19 protein-coding genes are annotated in these 22,048 nt (G+C 50.9%); 2 read left to right on the top strand and 17 right to left on the bottom strand.

From position 1 onward, the window contains the following. Window positions 1-4 precede the first annotated feature (4 nt). Window positions 5-898: an NAD(P)-dependent methylenetetrahydromethanopterin dehydrogenase gene (locus ACT53G_RS03390; protein WP_194746816.1), complete on the bottom strand. Its 894-nt coding sequence runs from the start codon at window positions 896-898 to the stop codon at window positions 5-7. A gap of 120 nt (window positions 899-1,018) precedes the next feature. Next, window positions 1,019-1,993 carry a GHMP family kinase ATP-binding protein gene (locus ACT53G_RS03385; protein WP_476168709.1) on the bottom strand — a complete coding sequence of 325 codons (975 nt, stop codon included), beginning with the start codon at window positions 1,991-1,993 and terminating at the stop codon, window positions 1,019-1,021. A gap of 203 nt (window positions 1,994-2,196) precedes the next feature. Between ACT53G_RS03385 and ppsA the strand changes: the two genes are divergently transcribed. Continuing rightward, the gene (ppsA, locus tag ACT53G_RS03380; protein ID WP_476168708.1) at window positions 2,197-4,569 is read left to right on the top strand and encodes a phosphoenolpyruvate synthase; all 2,373 of its coding nucleotides are present in this window, start codon (window positions 2,197-2,199) and stop codon (window positions 4,567-4,569) included. 44 nt (window positions 4,570-4,613) lie between these two features. Further along, window positions 4,614-5,417, top strand: coding sequence for a pyruvate, water dikinase regulatory protein (locus ACT53G_RS03375; protein WP_275355085.1), 804 nt, complete (start codon window positions 4,614-4,616; stop codon window positions 5,415-5,417). A 67-nt stretch (window positions 5,418-5,484) separates the two neighbouring features. Here the strand turns inward: ACT53G_RS03375 and ACT53G_RS03370 are convergent, their stop codons facing one another. The 15 genes from ACT53G_RS03370 to ACT53G_RS03300 all read right to left on the bottom strand — a co-directional run. Then, window positions 5,485-6,177: a hypothetical protein gene (locus ACT53G_RS03370; RefSeq protein WP_476168707.1), complete on the bottom strand. Its 693-nt coding sequence runs from the start codon at window positions 6,175-6,177 to the stop codon at window positions 5,485-5,487. A gap of 177 nt (window positions 6,178-6,354) precedes the next feature. Further along, complete coding sequence (locus tag ACT53G_RS03365; protein WP_476168770.1) at window positions 6,355-7,554, bottom strand: multidrug effflux MFS transporter; 1,200 nt, start codon at window positions 7,552-7,554, stop codon at window positions 6,355-6,357. Window positions 7,555-7,619: 65 nt separating this feature from the next. Continuing rightward, complete coding sequence (gene pqqE, locus ACT53G_RS03360) at window positions 7,620-8,801, bottom strand: pyrroloquinoline quinone biosynthesis protein PqqE (protein WP_194746821.1); 1,182 nt, start codon at window positions 8,799-8,801, stop codon at window positions 7,620-7,622. Window positions 8,802-8,815: 14 nt separating this feature from the next. Beyond that, on the bottom strand, window positions 8,816-9,100 hold the full coding sequence (pqqD, locus tag ACT53G_RS03355) for a pyrroloquinoline quinone biosynthesis peptide chaperone PqqD (RefSeq protein WP_194746822.1): 285 nt from the start codon (window positions 9,098-9,100) through the stop codon (window positions 8,816-8,818). A gap of 14 nt (window positions 9,101-9,114) precedes the next feature. Continuing rightward, window positions 9,115-9,876, bottom strand: a complete 762-nt coding sequence (pqqC, locus tag ACT53G_RS03350) for a pyrroloquinoline-quinone synthase PqqC (RefSeq protein ID WP_194746823.1) — start codon at window positions 9,874-9,876, stop codon at window positions 9,115-9,117. A gap of 9 nt (window positions 9,877-9,885) precedes the next feature. Continuing rightward, window positions 9,886-10,827, bottom strand: a complete 942-nt coding sequence (pqqB, locus tag ACT53G_RS03345) for a pyrroloquinoline quinone biosynthesis protein PqqB (protein ID WP_476168706.1) — start codon at window positions 10,825-10,827, stop codon at window positions 9,886-9,888. Between the two features lie 251 nt (window positions 10,828-11,078). Next, window positions 11,079-12,161, bottom strand: a complete 1,083-nt coding sequence (locus tag ACT53G_RS03340; RefSeq protein ID WP_275355079.1) for a 3-deoxy-7-phosphoheptulonate synthase — start codon at window positions 12,159-12,161, stop codon at window positions 11,079-11,081. Then, entirely contained in the window at window positions 12,158-13,279 is a 1,122-nt protein-coding gene (hisC, locus tag ACT53G_RS03335; RefSeq protein ID WP_476168705.1) for a histidinol-phosphate transaminase, read from the bottom strand. Before hisC ends, ACT53G_RS03340 begins: the two co-directional genes overlap by 4 nt. A gap of 14 nt (window positions 13,280-13,293) precedes the next feature. Continuing rightward, a complete protein-coding gene (gene pheA / locus ACT53G_RS03330) occupies window positions 13,294-14,376 on the bottom strand; it encodes a prephenate dehydratase (protein WP_476168704.1) in 1,083 nt (360 codons plus the stop codon). 23 nt (window positions 14,377-14,399) lie between these two features. After that, entirely contained in the window at window positions 14,400-15,479 is a 1,080-nt protein-coding gene (gene serC / locus ACT53G_RS03325) for a 3-phosphoserine/phosphohydroxythreonine transaminase (RefSeq protein WP_313989053.1), read from the bottom strand. Window positions 15,480-15,503: 24 nt separating this feature from the next. Further along, the gene (gene gyrA, locus ACT53G_RS03320) at window positions 15,504-18,077 is read right to left on the bottom strand and encodes a DNA gyrase subunit A (RefSeq protein WP_194746829.1); all 2,574 of its coding nucleotides are present in this window, start codon (window positions 18,075-18,077) and stop codon (window positions 15,504-15,506) included. A 211-nt stretch (window positions 18,078-18,288) separates the two neighbouring features. Continuing rightward, on the bottom strand, window positions 18,289-19,476 hold the full coding sequence (locus tag ACT53G_RS03315) for an O-succinylhomoserine sulfhydrylase (RefSeq protein WP_476168703.1): 1,188 nt from the start codon (window positions 19,474-19,476) through the stop codon (window positions 18,289-18,291). Window positions 19,477-19,669: 193 nt separating this feature from the next. Continuing rightward, window positions 19,670-21,205 carry an amidophosphoribosyltransferase gene (gene purF / locus ACT53G_RS03310; protein WP_275355070.1) on the bottom strand — a complete coding sequence of 512 codons (1,536 nt, stop codon included), beginning with the start codon at window positions 21,203-21,205 and terminating at the stop codon, window positions 19,670-19,672. 33 nt (window positions 21,206-21,238) lie between these two features. Beyond that, on the bottom strand, window positions 21,239-21,757 hold the full coding sequence (locus tag ACT53G_RS03305) for a CvpA family protein (protein WP_476168702.1): 519 nt from the start codon (window positions 21,755-21,757) through the stop codon (window positions 21,239-21,241). A gap of 6 nt (window positions 21,758-21,763) precedes the next feature. After that, the coding region (locus ACT53G_RS03300; protein WP_476168701.1) for an SPOR domain-containing protein at window positions 21,764-22,048 on the bottom strand (285 nt) is incomplete at its 5' end.

Here is a 22,048-nt window from a genome sequence, read left to right as displayed (position 1 = left end):
CAGCCTATTCTACGTGCGCACAGGCATATTCATATGCCTCATGATAATCAATGTGCATCGGGCTCTCGCTCTGCAACATTTGCTCCAGCAATTTATTCTGGGTGACATATTTGAGCTGACCAATCGCCAGCGCACCAAAACCGGCGACTTGCGTGCCTTCAATCATGCCACCATTCGAGAAGGTGTCCACGCCTTCAATGCCAGACGGCGGTACGGCATTGACATCTGCAACCACCTTCAGTGTTTTGGAGTTGGCGAAATGACGCACTTCGAGCACACGCACGCCGGCCGGGGTTGCACACAATGCCACGCTGGCTTCGTTCAACACCGCCATTTTCGCAGCTTCATTGCTACCATCCACCACTTGCAATTTGACGTCGTAACTGGTCGACAACTTGTCCACATAAGCCTGCATGCTCGCGATTTCGGCATGTGCCACCATTAGCACCGTTGCGCCCTGGCGTGCCGCGATCAATGCCGCGGTAGAACCTACCGTGCCACTGGCACCAAAAATGGCGACTTTTTCCTTGCCCAGGCCGCTGCCGGACTTTTGCAAGTAAAAATCAACCTTGGCCAACATGGCTGCAGCGGTTGTAAACGCGCCAGAGGGATCGGAAAAGGTATGACACTCAAAAGGTTTGAACATGGCACTACGTGCCTGCTTCTGCATTTCAAGCGCGACTTGAATATCACGGCCGCCAAAAAACAAGGCCTGTTGTTTGAGGCCACTCGGACTGCGGGAGAAAATGGCATCCTGAGTCAATGGAATGATTTCATTCAGGGTGACGTCGGTATAAGAAATAATTTTTTCATAGCCTGCATCAAATGCCATATTGACATCAAATGGACTCGCATTTTTTGCGGCTGTAAACAAATGCATAATGCTGGTTTTCTTCATTGTTCCCCCTGAAACCGTTTGTTAAATAGATTCATGCTCAAATATACACACTAAGAGCCCCGTTCAAAATCAAGAGCAGACCGTGAAAATTGTAACTTTTCAAAATTATCTTAATAAAAGTTAATCGACAGATGCCTTGACCTCAATCAAGGCTGGCGAATTTATGGCTGCCGTGACGATAAACCCCAGTGCAGGCCGATCTTCATACCGGGCAAGCAATTGCATCTGCAAGGCTACCGCTGCTGCACGCGTTGGTAATAACACAAATCCGGTCGGCCCCCAGGAGGTTTGCCCCAAGCCACGATGCCCCTGTGCTTTGAGCTGCTCCAGAATCTGGCTGACGCCTTGGCTGGCGTAGAGGCCGCCCTGGGCCGGGGCAAAATACTCGGCATTGTAGGCTTGCAAATCGCCTACAAACTGGCTGAATGCAGCGAAATCCTGTTCGATCAAGGCAGGCAGCCCGTGACTGAGCAGTTGCTGCTGTATCGCCTGGGTGGCTGCGGCCGATTGCGGGGCCAATTGTTGGAATGCTGTTTTTTCACCTTGCCCATGCAGGCCATCGCGGCTATTGTCGGTGATTAGCAAAAAATGCCAGTCTTGCGGAAACGCATGCCTAACCAGAATGGGAGGCACCACGGTATTCGGGCCACGGCCGCCATCGACAATCAAGCCGCCCTGAACAAAGGTACCAATGCCTATGCCCGAACGACCACCACGCTGATGCAAGGCTGCAATGTGCGATTCAGTGAGTGTGTGAGCAAACAGGTGATTGAGGGCGACGCCAATGGCGAGGGCCATCTGCGTGCCTGAGCCCAGCCCACCATGGCGAGGGATTGCCTGCTGTATATTCAGATTGACGGCTTGTTGCACGCCAAGCGCAGCCAGATGACGGTGTACAATGGCAGCGGCCCAGCTATCCAGTGGCGCAGACTGTGGGCCAATACTGGCAGTCAGCGCGGTTTGAAAGGCATCGATCGCCACCCCCATGCTACCAAACCGGCGCGTATCGTCCGCACCGAGGTTAAAAAAACCCAGGTGCAAACGCCCATAAGTGGCCACACTGACCGAACGATCGACAGGGATCTGAGCATTCATGGCATTAATATTATTTAGTGTGAAAAAAATTATTTCACGTCTTTGACGTTGACGTGACATTAAAACATGATTTTGGCATAATGCACGGAATAAAAGTCATTCTATAATCAGACGATGTCTGGCAAACGGCCTCTATTTATCGAATTCAATCCATTGCATTTCGCGATAGATTATCACCAGTTTTAAATCATTAAGGGTTTTATATGGTAAGTCATGTTATTCCATTTGAGAATCTACGAAACACCGATGTGCCATCCGTGGGCGGCAAGAACGCTTCACTGGGTGAAATGATTTCTCAGCTTTCTGCCAAAGGTGTGCGCGTTCCGACTGGTTTTGCAACGACCGCAGATGCCTACCGTGAATTTTTAGCGCAAGGCGGACTGAACAACAAGATTAACGATTTGCTAGACAAGCTAAATGCTGATGACACGCAAGAACTGGCTCGCGTAGGCGCGCAAATTCGCCAATGGATCATGGAAGCCGAGTTCCCCCCTGCCCTGCAGGCGGCGATTGCTGACAATTATGCCAAATTGATTGAAAAATCAGCGCCAGGGACCACGTTTGCGGTGCGCTCTTCTGCCACCGCTGAAGATTTGCCTGATGCTTCTTTTGCCGGTCAGCAAGAATCCTTCCTCAACATTCATGGCCTGGACAACATCAACCACGCCATCAAGGAAGTGTTTGCTTCTTTATATAACGACCGTGCTATCTCCTACCGTGTACACAAAGGCTTTGTGCACGCCGATGTTGCCTTGTCTGCGGGTGTGCAGCAAATGGTACGTTCAGACATTGGCTGTGCCGGTGTCATGTTTACCATTGATACTGAATCCGGCCACCGTGATGTCGCGTTCATCACCTCGTCTTATGGCTTGGGTGAAACGGTGGTGCAAGGCGCGGTCAACCCGGATGAGTTTTATGTACATAAGCCATTGCTGGCGCAAGGCAAGCCAGCCATTGTGCGTCGCACCATGGGCTCAAAACTGATCAAGATGATATTCTCGGATGCGACACAAGCCGGAAAATCCACCCACACCGTGGAAGTTGATCCAGCTGAAAGCAACCGTTACTCCCTGACTGATGCGGACATTCTGGAATTGGCCGGCTATGCCATGACGATTGAACAGCATTATGGCTGTCCAATGGATATTGAATGGGGTAAAAACGGTCTGGATAACAAACTGTACATCCTGCAAGCCCGTCCTGAAACAGTGAAATCCCAGGAAGCGGCCAACAATGTCACAGAAACCTTCAAGCTGCAAAAACACGCCTCCGTGCCAGTGGTCGCCGGTCGTGCTGTGACACAAAAAGTAGGCGTGGGTCCTGTGCGTATCGTGCTGGATCCCTCTGAAATGCATGAAGTACAGCCAGGGGATGTTCTGGTTGCCGACATGACTGACCCGAACTGGGAACCCGTCATGAAGCGCGCCAGCGCTTTGGTGACTAACCGTGGCGGCCGCACTTGTCACGCAGCGATTATTGCACGTGAACTGGGCATTCCAGCGATCGTAGGCTCGGTCAACGCGACTGACCTGTTGCGCGATGGCGAGATTGTGACGGTGTCTTGTGCAGAAGGTGAAACCGGCTTTGTCTATCACGGTGCGCTGGACTATGAAGTGTCTACGCAATCCAATAGCGAGCTGTCCAAACCACCCTGCAAGATCATGATGAACGTTGGCAACCCGGATATGGCGTTTACCTTTGCGCAAACCCCAAATGACGGTGTAGGTCTGGCTCGCCTGGAATTTGTGATTAACAACATGGTTGGCATTCATCCGAAAGCTATCCTGAACGTTGACGCCATGCCGGCAGCCATACAGGCGACGATCAAGAACCGTGCCCGCGGCTATGCCAGCCCCAAACAGTTCTACATCGACAAAGTGGCCGAAGGCGTGGCAACCATTGCCGCTGCTTTCTATCCAAAACCAGTGATTGTGCGTACTTCAGACTTCAAGTCTAACGAATACAAAAAACTGGTCGGTGGAGACATTTATGAGCCCGATGAAGAAAACCCAATGATTGGTTTCCGTGGTGCAGCACGCTACATGGCTGAAGACTTTAAAGAGTGTTTTGCCATGGAATGCCAGGCCATGAAAAAAGTACGTGATGAAATGGGCTTGTCCAATGTTGAGTTGATGATTCCGTTTGTTCGCACGCTGGAAGAAGCGCGTGCCGTGACCGAAATCATGGCAGCCAATGGCCTGAAGCGCGGCGAAAATGGTCTGCGCCTGATTATGATGTGTGAAATCCCAGCCAACGCCTTGCTGGCAGAGCAGTTCCTGGAGTACTTTGATGGCTTCTCCATCGGTTCCAATGACCTGACACAGCTGACATTGGGCATGGACCGTGACTCAGGCATCCTGGCCGATGGGTTTGACGAGCGTAATGATGCAGTGAAAGTGCTGTTGAAGATGGCCATCAATACGTGCAACCGTCTGGGCAAATACGTCGGGATTTGCGGTCAGGGTCCTTCTGACCACGAAGACTTTGCTGAGTGGCTGGTTGCCGAAGGCATCCAATCCGTGTCGCTGAATCCGGATACCGTGGTTGCGACCTGGCAACGTCTGACAAAAAAATAAGCAGTCAGTATTAAAACAGCATTTGACTTGAGGTACCCACCTGTATGAATCACCGTTCTGTATTTATTATTTCTGATGGTACGGGGATTACGGCGGGTGCCTTGAGCAAGCTGCTCGAGCATTTTCCAAACACACAATTCACCACGACCCGCCTGCCTTTCACCGATAACGATGAAAGAGTACAAGCCGCGTTTGAACATATCCAACGAGTGGCTGAGCAGGATGGGATTCGTCCTATCGTGATTATGTCCATCGGTAACGGTGAGCATCGTAATCATTTAAAGCAAGCCAACGCTTACTTTATTGACCTGTTCCATCGCTTTATCTACCCGCTGGGATCCGAGCTTAACCAAGAGCCACTGACAGGCGCCAGCATTGCTTATAGCGTCAAAGGGCAAAGTTATCTTGAGCGCATGGAGGCGATTAACTTCACGCTAAACCACGACGATGGCATGACTAACTCGGGGCTGGATGAAGCGGATGTGATTCTGATCGGGGTTTCTCGTTGCGGCAAAACACCGACGAGTATTTACCTGGCCATGCAGTTTGGTATTAAGGCGGCCAATTACCCATTGATTCCAGAAGACTTTGAACGCGGTGCCCTGCCCGCGGCTTTACAAAAAAACCTGGATAAAATCTTTGGTCTGACCATCAAACCTGAGCGTCTGCACTCGGTGCGTAACGAGCGCCGTCCAGACAGCTTTTATGCCTCCATGGATAACTGCCGCAAGGAAATCGAAATTGCCGAAGGCATGATGCGTAAGGCTGGCATCCCATGGGCAGACTCAACGAGCCGCTCGATTGAAGAGCTAGCGGCATTGATCCTGCAAAAAATTCGCCAGCGTTAAGCTGGCGTTTTTTTTGTTACTTTTCCCCAATATCAGGGATGATGCAGCCAAATAGCGACTCAGGCAATTAAGCCGCCATGGCCATATCACGTGATTGGCTCATAGCAGGCTTGGCTGGTGCAGATTGCGGTTTCAGCATATCAGCACGCCAGAAATGATAAAACTCGCGCGAAACACTCAAGAAGGTATGCTGGGAACCCAGCGCATTGAACAGAGGCAGATTGCGATCGACCATTTGGCGATAGCTGTGTGATTGCTTGTACGACACATGACGCAACGAAAGTAGCAGACATTTGGCCATGCGCATGCGCTCTTTGAATACCGATGGCTCGTAACCACGCATCAGTATCACCTGCTCAAATGCATCTATTGTTTGTTTTTCCTGGCTATTCAATACGGTTTTATCCAACTCATACCAATGCTTGAACAGCTCATCCTGCGTGACGGTGGTCACCGGTGTTGTGCCACTAAAGACTTTCGCCTGGCTCATGGCGGCAATGGCCTTGATGTCGCGTACCCAAAACGAGAAAAACTCACGAATCACCGGTAAGACCGTTGGAATCTCTGCCGGATCAATACTGGCAATAAAGCGGTCTACGGCCTGACGATAATGGCTACCATCTGCAGGAATATCTTTCAAAAATGCACTTAACCGAACAATGACAAATTCACGCTGTACCAGAACACGTTGGCTGACGCCCTGACCGGTCAGCAGCCTGACATACGCTTTTTGCGCTTCTTGTTCGCGGTTCATTTCCATATTTGACTCCCACTATTTCTTTTTAGGATCACTCACTTAAGGCAAGTGTTTACAGCTTTATCTTAAAACAGCTGAGGGTGTATCAAACATGCGATCAAATCGGGAAATGCCCTATATTTCAGCGTATCGCACCCTCCCTGATAAAGTAAGCAGAGAAAAGTGACGATGAAGCTCACATTAAGCGCTGACCTTTAACCTACGCACGAAAAACAGCAACAACGCGCTCACGCCTGTCATTGCGAGCATGGCGGAGGCAAGTGTCAAGGGCGAGTGCCATACCAATGGCACCACCAATGCCGAACTCAAGGTAGAACAGAGCATTTGCATAAATGCCTGTGCCGAGGCAGCCGTCCCCCGTAATTTTGGATAACAATCCAGCGCGGCAATGGATAGCACCGGCATGGCCGTAGCCATGCCGATATTAAATAAGGCAATAGGCAAAATGGCTAACCACCAGGCCTCATGCAGCTGATCACTTGCCGCCACTTGCACGCAGACATTCAATATTGCAATGGCGACCATCCAGGCAAAAGCCCAGCGTAACAGCCTGGCCGCAGCGACCTTGCCCGCTGTATAGCGAGAAATCCATGAGCCCAGCATCATTCCGGTGACCGTAGGAATAAACAGGTAGCCAAATTGCTGGCTATTTAAATGCAGATGTTTGACCAGAAACACCGGGCTGGCCAGCACATAAATAAAAAACGCCGAAAAATTCAGACCGAGGCAAGTGATCAAACATAGAAACAGCCGGTTCTTAAGCATTTGCCCATAGGTGTGGGCGATACCAGCCACTGAAAAAGCAATGCGTTTTTCTGGGCTAACGGTCTCGGGAAGATGACGCACCGCCATCCATAGGGCAACCGCCGCATATAATGCCAGAAAGAGAAAAATAGCTTGCCAATGGATGCCCAGCAATACGCCGCCCAGAATGGGAGCCACCGCAGGCGCAATGCCAAAGAGCAATTGTACCGTGGCCATCACCCGTTGCGCTTGTGGCCCGTCAAACAGGTCGCGCACCATCGCGCGTGCCACGGTGTTACCTGCCCCGCCACTGACGCCCTGTAGCGCGCGGAACAGCCATAAGGTCTGCACGTTTGGTGCAAATGCACAACCCAGGCTGGCCAGCATAAAAATCGCCAGGCCCCATTTGATCGTGGTAATGCGTCCAATCGCATCTGAAATCGCGCCATGACATAGCGTCATCACAGCATAAGGGAGCAGATATAAGGTCAAACTCTGCTGGATCGCCAGCTCATCTGTGCCGAATTCAGCGGCCATCACATGAAAGGCTGGCAGATAAGTGTCAATAGCAAACGGCGCTAAAGCAGCGAGCATGGCCAGCACCAGGACCAAAAGAGAAGCACGGGAAAGCAAAATAAATACCCTTTTAAAAAGCAAAGGTGCCAACAGGCACCTTTGACATTATGCAGGCGAGCAAGGCATCAAGGCAATGCGTGAAACTGCTCAATACGCTCTTTATCGCCTTCTACATATTTCTTGGAATTTTTATCGTTACGGAAAATGATCGGTTGCTCACGTAACAAAGGGTTTTCCGAATCCTTGATTGCTTCATCAATTAAATGTCGATGCGGTGACTTGGTGCAGACCGGATCAGCAGCCTCAGCATCGCCACTGAGCAAATAAGACTGGCAGCGGCAGCCACCGAGGTCTTTTTCTTTTTCATCGCAACTGCGGCAAGGTTCCTTGAGCCAATCCATGCCACGATATTTGTTGAAGGCTGGCGATTCATTCCAGGCCCACTCCAGCCCATGTTCCCGCACATTCGGGAAGGTCAGTCCGGGCAGCGCACGCGCCGAGTGGCAAGGCAATACGTCGCCATTGGCGGTGACGATCATAAACACCTCGCCCCAGCCGTTCATGCATTTTTTAGGTCTATCGGCAAAATAATCCGGCACGACAAAAAATACTTTCATCTTGTTGCCTACCCGCTCACGAAAAGCGTTGGTCATGCGCTCGGCCTCTGCCAGCTGTTCGCGCGTCGGCATCAGCTGACTGCGGTTAACCAGGCTCCAACCATAATATTGCGTATTGGCCAGCTCGACGTAATCGGCCCCCAGCGCTTCGGCCATCTCAAGAATCTTGTCGACATGCCCAATGTTGTAGCGGTGAATCACCACATTTAACACCATGGGATAGCCATGATCTTTGATCATGGCCGCGACTTTTTTCTTGAGTTCGAAGGTTTTGGTGTTTGTAATGAAGTTGTTGATTTCTTCAGTGATATCGTGCATGGATAACTGAATATGATCCAGGCCGCCTTCTTTAAAGGCCTGAATGCGTTTTTCGGTCAGCCCAACGCCAGAAGTAATCAGGTTGCTGTAGTAGCCCAGCTTATGCGCTTCTGCCACAATTTCTTCAATATCATCGCGTAACAAAGGCTCCCCGCCGGAGATGCCCAGCTGTATGGCGCCCATTTTTCTGGCTTCCCGCAAGGCTCTGATCCACTCCTCGGTGCTTAATTCGTTTTTGGTATGTTTGTCATAATCGGTCGGGTTATAACAGAAGGCGCAATGCAATGGACAGCGATAGGTGATTTCCGCCAGCAACCATAAAGGCTGTTTGCGCGTCACGCTGGATGCTACACCGTTATTCATTTGTGCCATGTTGTTACCTTTGCTTAATTGATTTTGCGTAGCCAGGCTTTACCCAACGCCAAGTCAAACATGCCGACGATATCGGATTCAATATCTTCCGCGTCGGGAAACGTGGCCTTCAGATCAGCCACGATCTCACCGACACTGGTCTTGCCATCCACACGTTTCAGAATTTCGCCTGCGCCACCATGCAATTTGACCATGCCTTCAGGAAACAGAATGACATAACTCTGTTGTGCCTCTTCCCATTGAAAGCGATGATGCAAGGCAATGGCGTAAATATCTGAATGTTGAATGTTGTTTTCCATCACAATGCTTTCGCTTATCTGAATTTAATCACGGGCTGACGGGTATAGTCGCGGTCTTCAACCTTGACTTGTGTAGAGGCCAGCATGATGGCATCAGCAATCACCCACAAGACATCCAGCTTGAATTGCAGAATGTCCAGCGCACGCAACTGCATGTCACGGCTGACACTGAAATAATCCAGCGTAATATCCAGACCCTGCTCAACGTCACGACGGGCTTCGGTCAAACGCTTTTTAAAGTAAATAAAGCCTTCTTCTTTTACCCACGGATACATGGTGGGCCAGGAACTGATGCGTTGCTGGTGGATGTGTGGTGCAAACAATTCGGTGAGGCTGGAGCAGACACTTTCTTGCCAAGGGCGCTGACGGGCAAAGTTCACATAAGCATCTACCGCAAAACGGACGCCGGGCGATACCAGTTCGAGTGAGGTCACCTGTTCGCGTGTCAGGCCCACGGCTTCTCCCAATTTGACCCAAGCCTCGATGCCGCCCTCAGACCCTTCATAGCCATCATGGTCCGTAATCCGGTGAATCCAGCCTTTACGCACTTCTTTATCCGGGCAGTTAGACATGATAGCCGCATCTTTTTGCGGGATCATGATCTGGTAGTAATAGCGGTTGGCAACCCAGCATTGCAGTTGCTCTCTGCTCAACTTGCCCTCATACATCAACATATGCAGTGGGTGATAGATATGATAGCCCTGCCCTTTTTCACGGAGTTTGGCTTCAAACTCCTCACGGGACCATGGCAAGTTATCGTGGCTGACTGCGTTCATAATGCTCTCCTATAGAATGATGTCCATGCCGTCATACGCCACCTCGATCTTGTGATCGGACAGAATGGCGCGTTCGGCGGAATCTTCCCTTAAAATGGGGTTGGTATTGTTGATATGAATCAGTACCTTGCGCACTGCCTTATCCGTACCAAACTTGTCCAACTCTTCTATCATGCCGCCTGGGCCAGACTGGGGATTATGACCGATGCTACGTGCAGTCTTGGTCATCAAGCCCATGTCCAGCATTTCAGTATTGGTCCAAAAAGTGCCATCGACCATAATGCAATCCGCCTGGTGCATCAGTGGCGGTAAATGCGGCTCAATTTCTGCCAGCCCTGGGGAATACCAGCACTTTTTGCCTGTGGTGATTTCTTCAATCAATACGCCTATGGTATCGCCCGGATGCGGGTCATTGCGGTGTGGCGAATATGGTGGCGCTGCGCTCTTTAAGGCCACGGCAGTAAACCGCAGATTGGGCACGTTGGGAATCTCAAAACTGTGCGCATAGCTGATATCACTGGCATCAATCGGGATTTCATGATGATTCACGCCACAATAATGGCCCAGAATATTCAGAATCTGGTTGCCAGAGGTCAAGTCGCCATAGACGGCCTGTGTACAATAAATCTCACGCTTGACCTGGCCTTCACGCAACATGAACAAGCCTGTCGTGTGGTCAATTTGCGCATCAATCAAAATGATCGCCTGGATGCCTGAGTCACGAATGGCGCGCCCAGGTTGCAACGGTGGAAACTCCTGGATCTGCTGCAATACATCTGGGGAGGCATTGAACAACACCCAGTCGATGCCATTACTGGAGACACAGATGGATGATTGCGTACGGCGTTTGGCCTTGATCTTGCCTTTACGCAGACCATCACAGTTCTGACAATTACAATTCCACTGCGGAAAGCCCCCGCCTGCCCCGGCACCTAAAACATGTATATGCATAATCGCTCGTTATTCCATTGGATCTTCTAATCGTGTTGTACCGCTGCATCATACAACAATTCTGTGTTTGCACTTGCAGCAACAGCTTGCCACTTGTTCATCAGTAAGACTGGCATCATACGCATGCGTTGCAGTCAGAGCCTGCTACTCACAATGATTCCCCCCTCATGATTATCATGAGCACTCAGGTTTTGCTCGCAAATGGGCGTAAAAAAGCCGTGCCCTCGAGCACGGCGGATATTCAGAGAGGCTTATTCCTCAGCAGCGCGCTTAGCGCGCCGGACTTTCACGGCTGCGGCCAGTGTCTCCAGCACGGAGACCGAGTCGTCCCAACCCAGACAGGCATCCGTGATCGATTGACCATAATTCAGGCTGCAGCCAGGCGTATGATCCTGACGGCCTTCATTGAGATGCGACTCCAGCATAACGCCTATGATCCGGGCATCGCCGCCAGCAATTTGCGTCGCGACATCATCGACCACGACCATTTGGTTTTTATACAGTTTTTGGCTATTGCCATGACTGCAATCCACCATCAAAACAGGCGCCAGCCCCGCTTCAGCCAATTGATCACACACAGCCGCAATGCTGTTTGCATCGTAGTTAGGGGTTTTGCCACCGCGCAGAATCACGTGGCAGTCTTCATTGCCCTTGGTTGCAAAAATCGCCGACTCGCCTTCTTTTGTGACTGACAGGAAATGATGCGGGCTGGCAGCGGCCTTGATCGCATCAATCGCGACTTTGGCGCCCCCATCGGTACCATTTTTAAAGCCCACCGGGCAGGACAAGCCAGAGGCTAGCTCACGGTGGATTTGCGACTCGGTCGTACGGGCGCCAATGGCGCCCCAGCTGACCAGGTCTGCCGTGTATTGCGGGGAAACCACATCCAGAAACTCGGTGGCGGCTGGCATGCCGATTTCATTTACATCGAGCAAAAATCGGCGAGCTTTTTCCAAGCCCAAATTAATGTCGTAAGTACCATCGAGATGCGGATCGTTGATAAGTCCCTTCCAGCCAACTGTTGTACGCGGCTTTTCAAAATAGACCCGCATCACAATGAGCAACTCGTTGCCCAGGCGCTGACGAACGTCAAGCAGACGCCTGGCGTACTCCATGCCCGCCTCGGTATCATGAATAGAGCATGGCCCAACGATGACCAGCAAGCGGTCATCGCCCTGATGCAGAATCTGGTGAATGGCCGTGCGCGTCTGCAGGATATTTTGTGTGCTCACCGTGCTTTCCTGCAGGCGTGACAACAGCTCTGCAGGTTTGATGAGCGGTTTAACTTCCAGCACCCTGACGTCGTCGGTGGCTAATTTTTCGTATGCAGTCATGACTTTAAAATCTTTTCCAGCACGTCCAGAAAACGTGCATTCTCGCTAAACAGGCCGATGCTGACGCGCAGATAATCCGGCATTTCATAGTTGGCCACCGGCCGCACAATCACGCCATGCTTGAGCAAGGCCTGATTAACCGCACCCGCGTTGGTCACTTTAAAGCTGACAAAGTTGCCGAATGACGGGATGTAACTCAAGCCTAATTGCGTCAGGCCTTGGGTAATTTGCGCCATCCCGGCCTGATTGGCGGCATAGCTGCGCGCCACAAAGTCGTCATCTTGCAAAGACACTGTCGCTGCAATTTGTGCCAGATTATTCACATTGAATGGCTGCCGTACGCGATTCATCAAATCAGCCAGGGTGGCATGCATCAGACCAAAGCCAACGCGTAATCCGGCCAAGCCATAGGCTTTGGAAAAAGTACGCGAAATGATCAGGTTTTCAAACTCGCTTAGCCAGCCAATCGCTTCAGATTTGTCCGTGGCTGACAGATACTCGTCATAGGCTTCATCCAATACCACCAGAATATTTTTAGGCACCTGGTGTAGAAAATCCTTCAATATTGCTTTAGGAATCAATGTACCCGTTGGATTATTTGGGTTTGCCACGAAAATCATTTTGGTTTTAGGCGTCATAGCACCTAAAAAACCAGGCAAATCATGACCAAAGTCGATGGCGGGCACCACCACACCAGTGGCACCAACGGCCTGTGTCACCAAGGGATACACGGCAAACGCATGTTGCGAATAAATCACCTCATCGCCTGCAGACAAAAATGCGCGCGCCGCTAATTCCAGAATATCATTCGAACCATTGCCAAACACAATTTGCGAGGGAGCGACGCCATACTTGTGGCTTACGGCATCGCGCAAAGCAAAGCTATTACCATCAGGATAACGCGCGATGTCATCAATGGCCTCTTCTACCGCCATTTGCGCCTTGGGGCTCATGCCCAGCGGGTTTTCATTCGATGCCAATTTGACAATATCGGCTTCGTTAAGGCCCATCTCGCGAGCGAGTTCACTGATCGGTTTACCGCCTTGGTAAGGCGCAATCGCACGAATATTGGCAGGCGCCAAAGCAGACAAAATAGTATCGCTGGATAAGTCAGACATAATCGAAGACGTAGTTAAATAATGGCGGTTGGGTAAGAACCCAACACTTTAAGGAAAGTGGCACGTGCAGCCAGCTCTTGCAAGGCCGCCTGCACTGTCGGCTGTTGCTGGTGACCTTCAATATCCACAAAGAATACATAGTTCCAGAGATTCTGGCGTGAAGGACGTGACTCGAGCTTGGTCATGCTCACGCCATGACGCGATAAAGGCTCCAGCAACTGCAGGACAGCACCTGGCTGGTTATGTGCGCTCATCACCAGCGAGGTCTTATCCTGGCCGGATGGCGCGACACCATGATTGCCCAACACCAGAAAACGCGTGGTGTTTTTGGGATCATCCTCAATATTCTCGGCGAGGATATTCAAGTCAAACAGTTCTGCCGCGCGCTTGCTGGCAATTGCCGCTGCAAACGTGCCTTGTGTGGCAACCAATTCATGGATCATTTGCGCAGCGCGTGCATTGCTGGTCACTGCTTCGCGCTGGGCATTGGGCAGTACCTTGTTCAACCATTCATGACATTGCGACAACGACTGCGCGTGCGAAAAGACATGCGTGATCTGGTTGAGATCCTGCTGCGCCGACAGCAAACAGTGGTGCACAGGTAAAGTGATTTCACCAACCACCTGCAACGCACTGCCTAATAGTAAATCCAGCGTAATGCCCACCGCGCCCTCGGTTGAGTTTTCGACCGGCACAACGCCATAATCTGCCTGCCCTGCTTCTACTGTGCGAAAGACCTCATCAATACTGCCGCACACCACGGCCTGCCTACCCTCGCCAAATTGCTTGAGTGCAGCCTCTTCACTATAAGTCCCCAGCGGGCCAAGAAAAGCAATGGCCAGCTCTTTCTCCAGTGCGCGACAATTTGACATGACGGCGCGGAAAATATGGCTCACGGCTTCAGGCGCTAACGGGCCCTGATTTTCAGCCTGCAGGCGGCGGATAATCTGTGCTTCGCGCTCGGGTCGGTAGATCACACCATCATCTTTTAAATGACCGATTTCGCGTGCCAACTTGGCACGCTCGTTGACGAGCGCAAGCACCTGCGCATCAATTGCGTCAATTTTATCTCTAAATTGTTTCAATAAATCAGACATTTAAAGCTTAATTCTAATGTGTTTTACGAATTATTTTTTTCAAATTCCTGCATGAAGGCGACCAGTGCCTGCACGCCTTCAATCGGCATCGCGTTGTAGATGCTGGCACGCATGCCGCCGACTGAGCGATGTCCTTTGAGTTGCAATAAGCCTCGCGCATCCGCTGCTTTGAGGAAGGCTTCGTTCAAGCCCTCGTCACGCAACCGGAAGGGAATATTCATGCGCGAACGATAGGCGTGCTCAATCGGATTACTGTAAAACTCGGTTTGATCCAGATAGTCATACAGCAGGTTGGCTTTGGCGATGTTAATTTTCTCAATCGCTTCCACGCCACCCTGAGCCAGCAACCACTCAAACACCAGACCAGCAATATAAATGCTGTAAGTCGGTGGCGTATTGATCATACTTTGGTTGTCTGCCTGCGTTTTCCAATGAAACACTGCCGGCGTGAGCGGAGAAGCCTGCTCCAGCAAGTCTTCACGCACTATGACCAGGCACAATCCGGCAGGGCCTATATTCTTCTGCGCACCGCCATAAATCACACCGTATTTTGAAACGTCAATCGGGCGTGACAGGATATGCGAAGACATGTCGGCAACAATCGGCACACCATGCGTCTCAGGCACCTCAAGAAACTCCACCCCATTGATGGTTTCATTGGTGCAGTAATGAACGTAGGCCGCCTCTTTATTGAGCTTCCAGTCGGAAAATGCGGGCACATGAGTGAAGCCATCTGCTTCTGCCGTTGCGGCAATGTTGATCTGGCCATAAGCTTTTGCGTCTTGAACACTACGCTTGCTCCAGGAACCCGTCACCACATAATCAGCAGACTTGCCGTTTAACAGGTTCATGGGAATGATGGCATTCTCTGCAATCGCCCCGCCCTGTAAAAACAATACTTTGTAATTGCTTGGAATCGCTAATAACTGGCGTAAGTCGGCTTCGGCTTTCTCAAGAATGCTGGTAAATTCCTTACCGCGATGAGACATTTCCATCACGCTCATGCCTGAACCATGCCAATCCAGCATTTCAGCCTGGGCACGTTCCAGCACAGGTTTTGGTAACACTGCCGGCCCGGCAGAAAAATTAAAAATCTGTTTCATGTGCCTAAATATTCTTGAGTAAGGTCATTCTTCGATGTCGGTGTCAGTGTCGTCGTCAGTTTCGACAATTTTTTCCAAGCCAGACAGTTTTTCACCTTCGCCCAGGTTAATCAGCGTCACGCCTTGTGCGGCACGGCCCATGTCACGGATTTCCTTGACGCGGGTGCGAATCAGCACGCCACCGGTCGTGATCAACATGATTTCATCCTCAGCCGTCACCAGCTTGGCAGCAATGGCCAGACCGTTACGCTCGCTGATGGCAATAGCTTTCACACCCTGGGTACCGCGGCCGGAATGACGGAACTCGGACAACACTGTACGTTTACCATAACCATTTTCAGTGGCAACCAACACAGACTGCTGATCGTTCTCGGCAATCAGCAAGGACAGAACCTGTTGTTTCGCAGCCAGCTTCATGCCGCGTACACCGCGCGTCGCGCGTCCCATCGGACGCACATCATCTTCGGTAAACCAGACCGCTTTACCACCATTGGAGACCAAGACAATATCGTTCTGGCCGTTGGTTACTTCAGCGCCAATCAGGTAGTCACCATCATCCAGGTTAATGGCAATAATGCCGGACTTACGTGGATTTGCAAACTCGGTCAGCGCTGTTTTCTTCACGGTCCCCATTGCGGTCGCCATAAAGACGAAGTGATTTTCGTCAAACTCTTTCACCGGCAGGATCGCATTGATCTTCTCGCCTTCCTCCAGCGGGAACAGGTTCACAATCGGCTTGCCACGGCTGACACGGCTACCTTGCGGTACTTCATACACTTTTAACCAGTACACACGACCACGGCTACTGAAGCACAGAATGTAATCGTGCGTATTGGCGACAAACATCTTGTCGATAAAGTCATCTTCTTTGGTGGCGGCCGCCTGCTTGCCACGACCACCGCGTTTTTGGGCACGGTATTCGTCTAGCGGCTGCGATTTGACATAGCCAGTATGTGATAAGGTCACCACGACATCCTGCGGTGTAATCAGATCTTCCAACGATAAATCTTGCGTATTCTGCTCGATCTCTGAACGGCGCTTGTCACCAAACTGCTTCTGGATTTCATTCAACTCGTCCACAATAATGGCCGTGACACGTTCAGGTTTGGCCAAAATATCCAGCAAGTCAGCAATGATATCCATCACTTCTTTGTATTCGCTGACAATCTTGTCTTGTTCCAGACCAGTCAAACGTTGCAAACGCATTTGCAGAATTTCTTGCGCCTGTACATCTGACAGTTTGTAACCTTGCGGTGTCAGGCCAAAATCGACCGACAGCCCTTCTGGACGCGAGGCCTCCATGGCGGCGCGCTTGAGCATTTCCTCGACCACTGGTGAATGCCAGCTGCGGGCCATCAACTCTTTTTTCGCTTCAGGTGGGGTTGGCGCGGCCTTGATGATGGCAATCATCTCGTCCACGTTGGCCAATGCCACCGCCAAGCCTTCCAGCACATGCCCACGGTCACGCGCTTTACGTAACTCAAACACAGTCCGGCGTGTCACCACTTCACGGCGATGACGCAGGAACGCTTCCAACATCTGTTTGAGGTTAAGCAGCCGTGGCTGGCCATCCATTAGGGCCACCATGTTCATGCCGAACGTGTCTTGCAATTGAGTCTGCTTGTAGAGATTATTTAAAATCACCTCGGGCACTTCGCCACGCTTGAGCTCAATCACCACGCGCATGCCGGACTTGTCGGACTCGTCGCGCAGGTCAGAAATACCTTCTATTTTCTTCTCGTTGACCAGCTCGGCAATTTTTTCAATCAGGGTCTTTTTATTTACCTGATATGGCAGCTCATCAATGATGATGGACTGACGACCGCCTTTGTCCAGGTCTTCAAAATGGGTGCGACCACGCATTACCACACGGCCACGGCCAGTGCGGTAGCCCTCTTTCACGCCTGCCGTGCCATAAATAATCCCGGCTGTCGGGAAATCAGGGGCTGGGATCAATTCAATCAGCTCATCCACACTGATTTCTGGCTGCTTGAGCAGGGCAAAACACGCATTCAAAACTTCGTTGAGGTTGTGAGGCGGGATATTGGTTGCCATGCCCACGGCAATGCCTGAGCTACCGTTAATCAGCAGGTTAGGAATACGGGTCGGCATAATGAGCGGCTCTTGCTCGCTGCCGTCGTAGTTAGGGCCAAAATCTACCGTTTCTTTCTCGATATCCGCCAATAGCTCATGTGCGATCTTGGACATGCGGATTTCGGTATACCGCATCGCGGCAGCATTGTCGCCATCGACCGAACCGAAGTTACCCTGTCCGTCTACCAGCATGTAGCGCAATGAAAAGTCCTGCGCCATACGGACGATGGTGTCGTACACAGCCGTATCACCATGCGGGTGATACTTACCGATCACATCGCCGACGATACGCGCAGATTTTTTGTAGGGTTTGTTGTAATCGTTAGACAGCTCGTGCATCGCGTACAATACACGTCTGTGCACAGGCTTGAGACCATCACGAACATCCGGGAGCGCCCGTCCTACAATCACGCTCATGGCGTAATCGAGATAGCTGCGGCGCATCTCGTCTTCTAAACTGATAGGCAGGGTTTCTTTAGCAAATTGATCTGGAGACTGACTCATTCTTGACCCAATTTATAGTTAAAAGTTATCACGCGATTTTAGCATAAATAGCGCACTTCCGCTTGCTAAATCACCACCGATAGACCCCCGGGCCTTACGTGCCTCAACGTAAGCAGGGACAACCTATGTAAAATGCAAAAGGGAGCCTAAATGCTCCCTTTGCAGACCATGCTACTCGCAGTCAAATCGACTCACGGACCATGCACACAAATTAATAGGTTGTCAGCAATTGCAAATCGGCTTTCAAGTCCTCAACATGCTCAAGCCCAACAGCGATTCTAACCAGGTTATCCTTGAGACCCGCCTCAGCCCGCGCCTCAGCACTCACCCGGCTATGCGTGGTCGTGGCTGGATGGGTGATGGTGGATTTGGCATCACCCAGGTTCGCGGTAATCGAAATCAAGCGTGTGGCATCAATCAATGCCCAGGCAGCTTCCTGACCGGTTTGACCGGCGCGTGGTTTCACTTCAAAGCTGACGATGCCGCCGCCCAGTCGCTGTTGCTGCTGCGCCAGGGCATATTGCGGGTGCGAGCTTAACCCAGGATAAAATACACGTTCAACGCCAGGCTGTTGCTCCAGCCATTGCGCCAAAGCCGATGCACGCGCCGCATGCGCCTCCATGCGCACTTGCAATGTTTCCAGCCCCTTCACAAACACCCAGGCATTGAATGCACTCATGGTCACCCCGGCCGTACGCAAGAAGCCATACACAGGCTCCATCAAGGCTTTACTACCCAACACTGCCCCGCCCAGCACCCTACCCTGTCCATCGATATATTTGGTGGCGGAATGAATCACAATATCCGCGCCCAATTTAAGCGGTTGCTGCAAGACTGGTGTACAAAAACAATTGTCTACCGCCAGATAAGCACCTGCGGCATGCGCAATCGCTGCCAGTTTGGCAATATCCCCAATCTCGGTTAGTGGGTTAGATGGCGTTTCAGCAAAAAACAGTTTGGTATTCGGCTGGATGGCCGCTTGCCAGGCATCAAGATCCGTTAAGGAAACCAGCGTCACCTCCAAGCCCCAGCGCTTGAGGATGTTGGTGAACAACTGCACGCTAGTGCCAAAAATACTGCGTGACGCCACCACATGATCGCCTGCACTGCACATCCCCATGATGCAAGCCAGAATGGCAGACATGCCACTGGCAGTCGCCACGCATTGTTCGGCGCCTTCCAGCGCGGCCAGTTTATCCTGAAACATGGTGACGGTCGGGTTGGTAAAGCGTGAATAAATATTACCTGGCTCGGTGCCGCCAAAACGTGCTGCCGCTTGCGCTGCATTTTTAAAGCGAAAACTCGAGTTTAAAAACAGCGCCTCTGAGTTTTCGCCAAACTCGGTGGTTAAGGTGCCAGCGCGCACCGCCAGCGTTTCCAAATGGTATTGATCGTTCATACTTCCTCAAACTTCTGTCCGCAAACGGACGGCAATAAAAAACCCGTTTCAGCATTGCGCTAAAACGGGTCTTTGGGCTCTCGCTTTAGCAGTATTTATAATGCGCCCGCAAGCTGAGTTTGGCTTCGTTTAAAGTTCGCCACTCAAATCAGCGCAATTTCATTAAACGCCTTTTAAAGTAGGCTGTCAAGTCTTACTCGACGCCCACCAAATCCGTTGATAACAAGTTCAGATCCAGCTGGGTGGTGGAGTTTGGCGGCAACTGTTTTTTACTCATGTCACTGCGAGCAGACTCAATACGATTCAAATAAGCGGCGTCAATGTCGCCGGTCACGTATTTGCCATCAAAGCAACTGCAATCAAATTCAGTCATATGTGGATTGGACTTGGTAATGCTTTCACGCAAAGCGTCCAGATCCTGGTAAATCAAGGCATCTGCACCGATTTCAGCGCAAATCTCTTCATCGGTACGGTTGGTTGCCAGCAGTTCATGGCGGCTGGGCATATCAATGCCATACACGTTAGGATAACGCACCGGTGGCGCAGCTGAGGCAAAGTAAACCTTGTTCGCGCCCGCATCGCGCGCCATTTGCACGATTTGCTGTGAGGTGGTGCCACGTACAATTGAGTCGTCTACCAGCAAGACGTTTTTGCCTTTGAATTCAATCCCGATTGGATTCAACTTTTGGCGCACGGATTTTTTGCGCAAGGCCTGACCTGGCATGATGAAGGTGCGGCCAATATAGCGGTTTTTAATAAAGCCCTCGCGATAATCCAGACCCAAGGCAATACCTAGTTGCAAAGCACTTGGACGGCTGGTATCAGGAATCGGAATCACAACATCAATCTGCTTATCAGCCCATTCGCGTTTAATTTTTTCTGCCAGCAAGGTCCCCATGTCCAGACGAGTCTGGTAGACAGACACGCCATCAATCACAGAGTCCGGGCGAGCCAGGTAGACATATTCAAAAATGCAGGAAGTGAGCTTGGCATTTTCGGCACATTGGCGGCTGCACAGGTTGCCATCCATATCAATAAACACGGCCTCACCAGGCTCTACATCACGCAGTAGCGTAAAGCCCAACACATCCAGTGCCACGCTCTCGGAAGCCACAATATACTCGGTGCCTTTTTCTGTTTCCTGCTTGCCGATGACCAGCGGACGGATGCCATGCGGATCGCGGAACGCCAGCAGCCCGAAATTAGCAATCATGGCGACCACGGCATAGGCACCTTTACAACGTCTGTGCACGCCTGCCACCGCATCAAACACCATATCACTGTTTAACAGGGCATTTTTTGAGGTGCTTTCAATTTCGTGTGCCAAGACATTCAACAACACTTCAGAGTCTGAATTGGTATTGATATGACGCAGGTCCTGGCGGAACATTTCTGACTTCAACTGCTCGGAGTTGGTCAAATTACCGTTGTGGCCCAACACGATGCCAAATGGTGAGTTGACATAAAAAGGCTGGGCTTCTGCCGCACTGGAGGAACCCGCGGTTGGATAACGGACATGCGCGATACCCACATTACCAACCAGGTTACGCATGTGGCGCGTATGAAAGACGTCTTTCACCAGGCCATTATTTTTATGCATATGGAAGGTATTGCCATCACAGGTCACGATGCCAGCGGCATCTTGACCACGGTGCTGTAAGACCAGCAATCCGTCATACAACAACTGATTCACCGGGTTCTTGCCTACAATACCGATAATTCCACACATAGTGACATCCTATCAAACACTTGAGATTACAAATTAAATCACTGACTCGTCGAGCTGTTGCTGGTCCAAATGCACATGCTTGGCAATACTAGATGGCATCCAGGGTAGCAATTTCAAGACCAGCACTTCAATTGGCGCGCTAAAAATGGCATTTGACCAGCGCGGATCCTTTGGAAGTTCCGTCATGGCAGCCAACATCACCAGAATACAGACAATCAGCAGCCCCTTCAGCGCCCCAGCCGCACCGCCCAAAATACGGTTCAGACCACCCAGACCTACCGCTTTAATCAACGTGGTCAACAACAGCGCCAGCAAGGTACAAACAAACAATACCAGTAAAAATACCAGTAAAAATGCGGCCATGGCCTTGATCGCCTCACCAGGAATCTGTTCTGGCATATAAGCGATCACCTGACTATTGAAGCGGTTGGCTAAATAAAAAGCCAATACCCATCCGAGCACAGAAAACAGCTCATGAATGGCACCACGCATGAGACCGACCAAAATCGAAAAACCAAGAATGCCTAATACTACATAATCAAATACTGTCATAAGTACTTATGACTTACTGGCGACAATACCGCTAAAACCTGCCGCTTCCAATTTTTTGAGGGTGGCTGCCGCTTCGTTACGTGTCGCATAAGTCCGTGTCCGCAGACGCAGCTTCTGTCCAGCCGCATCGACTTTCTCAGTGGCCGTTTCAAACCCTGCGTGCTTCAGCTTGACCTGGAGATTTTCAAGATTTTTTGGATCAGAAAAAACCCCAAACTGGACAAAAAACTTGCCTGTTTTTTTATCGGATTCCACAGCGGCTTCTTTAACCGCAGGTTTCACTGGCGCAAC

This window comes from Methylophilus sp. DMC18, from assembly GCF_056314005.1.
Note: the sequence above shows the minus strand (reverse complement) of the source record. Positions and strands in the feature narration are given on the sequence as shown.

Bases quoted from the DNA above. Each gene is read 5' to 3' on its own strand.
- ACT53G_RS03390 (WP_194746816.1), bottom strand. From the start codon at position 898: ATGAAGAAAACCAGCATTATGCATTTGTTTACAGCCGCAAAAAATGCG.
- ACT53G_RS03385 (WP_476168709.1), bottom strand. From the start codon at position 1,993: ATGAATGCTCAGATCCCTGTCGATCGTTCGGTCAGTGTGGCCACTTAT.
- ppsA (WP_476168708.1), top strand. From the start codon at position 2,197: ATGGTAAGTCATGTTATTCCATTTGAGAATCTACGAAACACCGATGTG.
- ACT53G_RS03375 (WP_275355085.1), top strand. From the start codon at position 4,614: ATGAATCACCGTTCTGTATTTATTATTTCTGATGGTACGGGGATTACG.
- ACT53G_RS03370 (WP_476168707.1), bottom strand. From the start codon at position 6,177: ATGGAAATGAACCGCGAACAAGAAGCGCAAAAAGCGTATGTCAGGCTG.
- pqqE (WP_194746821.1), bottom strand. From the start codon at position 8,801: ATGGCACAAATGAATAACGGTGTAGCATCCAGCGTGACGCGCAAACAG.
- pqqD (WP_194746822.1), bottom strand. From the start codon at position 9,100: ATGGAAAACAACATTCAACATTCAGATATTTACGCCATTGCCTTGCAT.
- pqqC (WP_194746823.1), bottom strand. From the start codon at position 9,876: ATGAACGCAGTCAGCCACGATAACTTGCCATGGTCCCGTGAGGAGTTT.
- pqqB (WP_476168706.1), bottom strand. From the start codon at position 10,827: ATGCATATACATGTTTTAGGTGCCGGGGCAGGCGGGGGCTTTCCGCAG.
- ACT53G_RS03340 (WP_275355079.1), bottom strand. From the start codon at position 12,161: ATGACTGCATACGAAAAATTAGCCACCGACGACGTCAGGGTGCTGGAA.
- hisC (WP_476168705.1), bottom strand. From the start codon at position 13,279: ATGTCTGACTTATCCAGCGATACTATTTTGTCTGCTTTGGCGCCTGCC.
- pheA (WP_476168704.1), bottom strand. From the start codon at position 14,376: ATGTCTGATTTATTGAAACAATTTAGAGATAAAATTGACGCAATTGAT.
- serC (WP_313989053.1), bottom strand. From the start codon at position 15,479: ATGAAACAGATTTTTAATTTTTCTGCCGGGCCGGCAGTGTTACCAAAA.
- gyrA (WP_194746829.1), bottom strand. From the start codon at position 18,077: ATGAGTCAGTCTCCAGATCAATTTGCTAAAGAAACCCTGCCTATCAGT.
- ACT53G_RS03315 (WP_476168703.1), bottom strand. From the start codon at position 19,476: ATGAACGATCAATACCATTTGGAAACGCTGGCGGTGCGCGCTGGCACC.
- purF (WP_275355070.1), bottom strand. From the start codon at position 21,205: ATGTGTGGAATTATCGGTATTGTAGGCAAGAACCCGGTGAATCAGTTG.
- ACT53G_RS03305 (WP_476168702.1), bottom strand. From the start codon at position 21,757: ATGACAGTATTTGATTATGTAGTATTAGGCATTCTTGGTTTTTCGATT.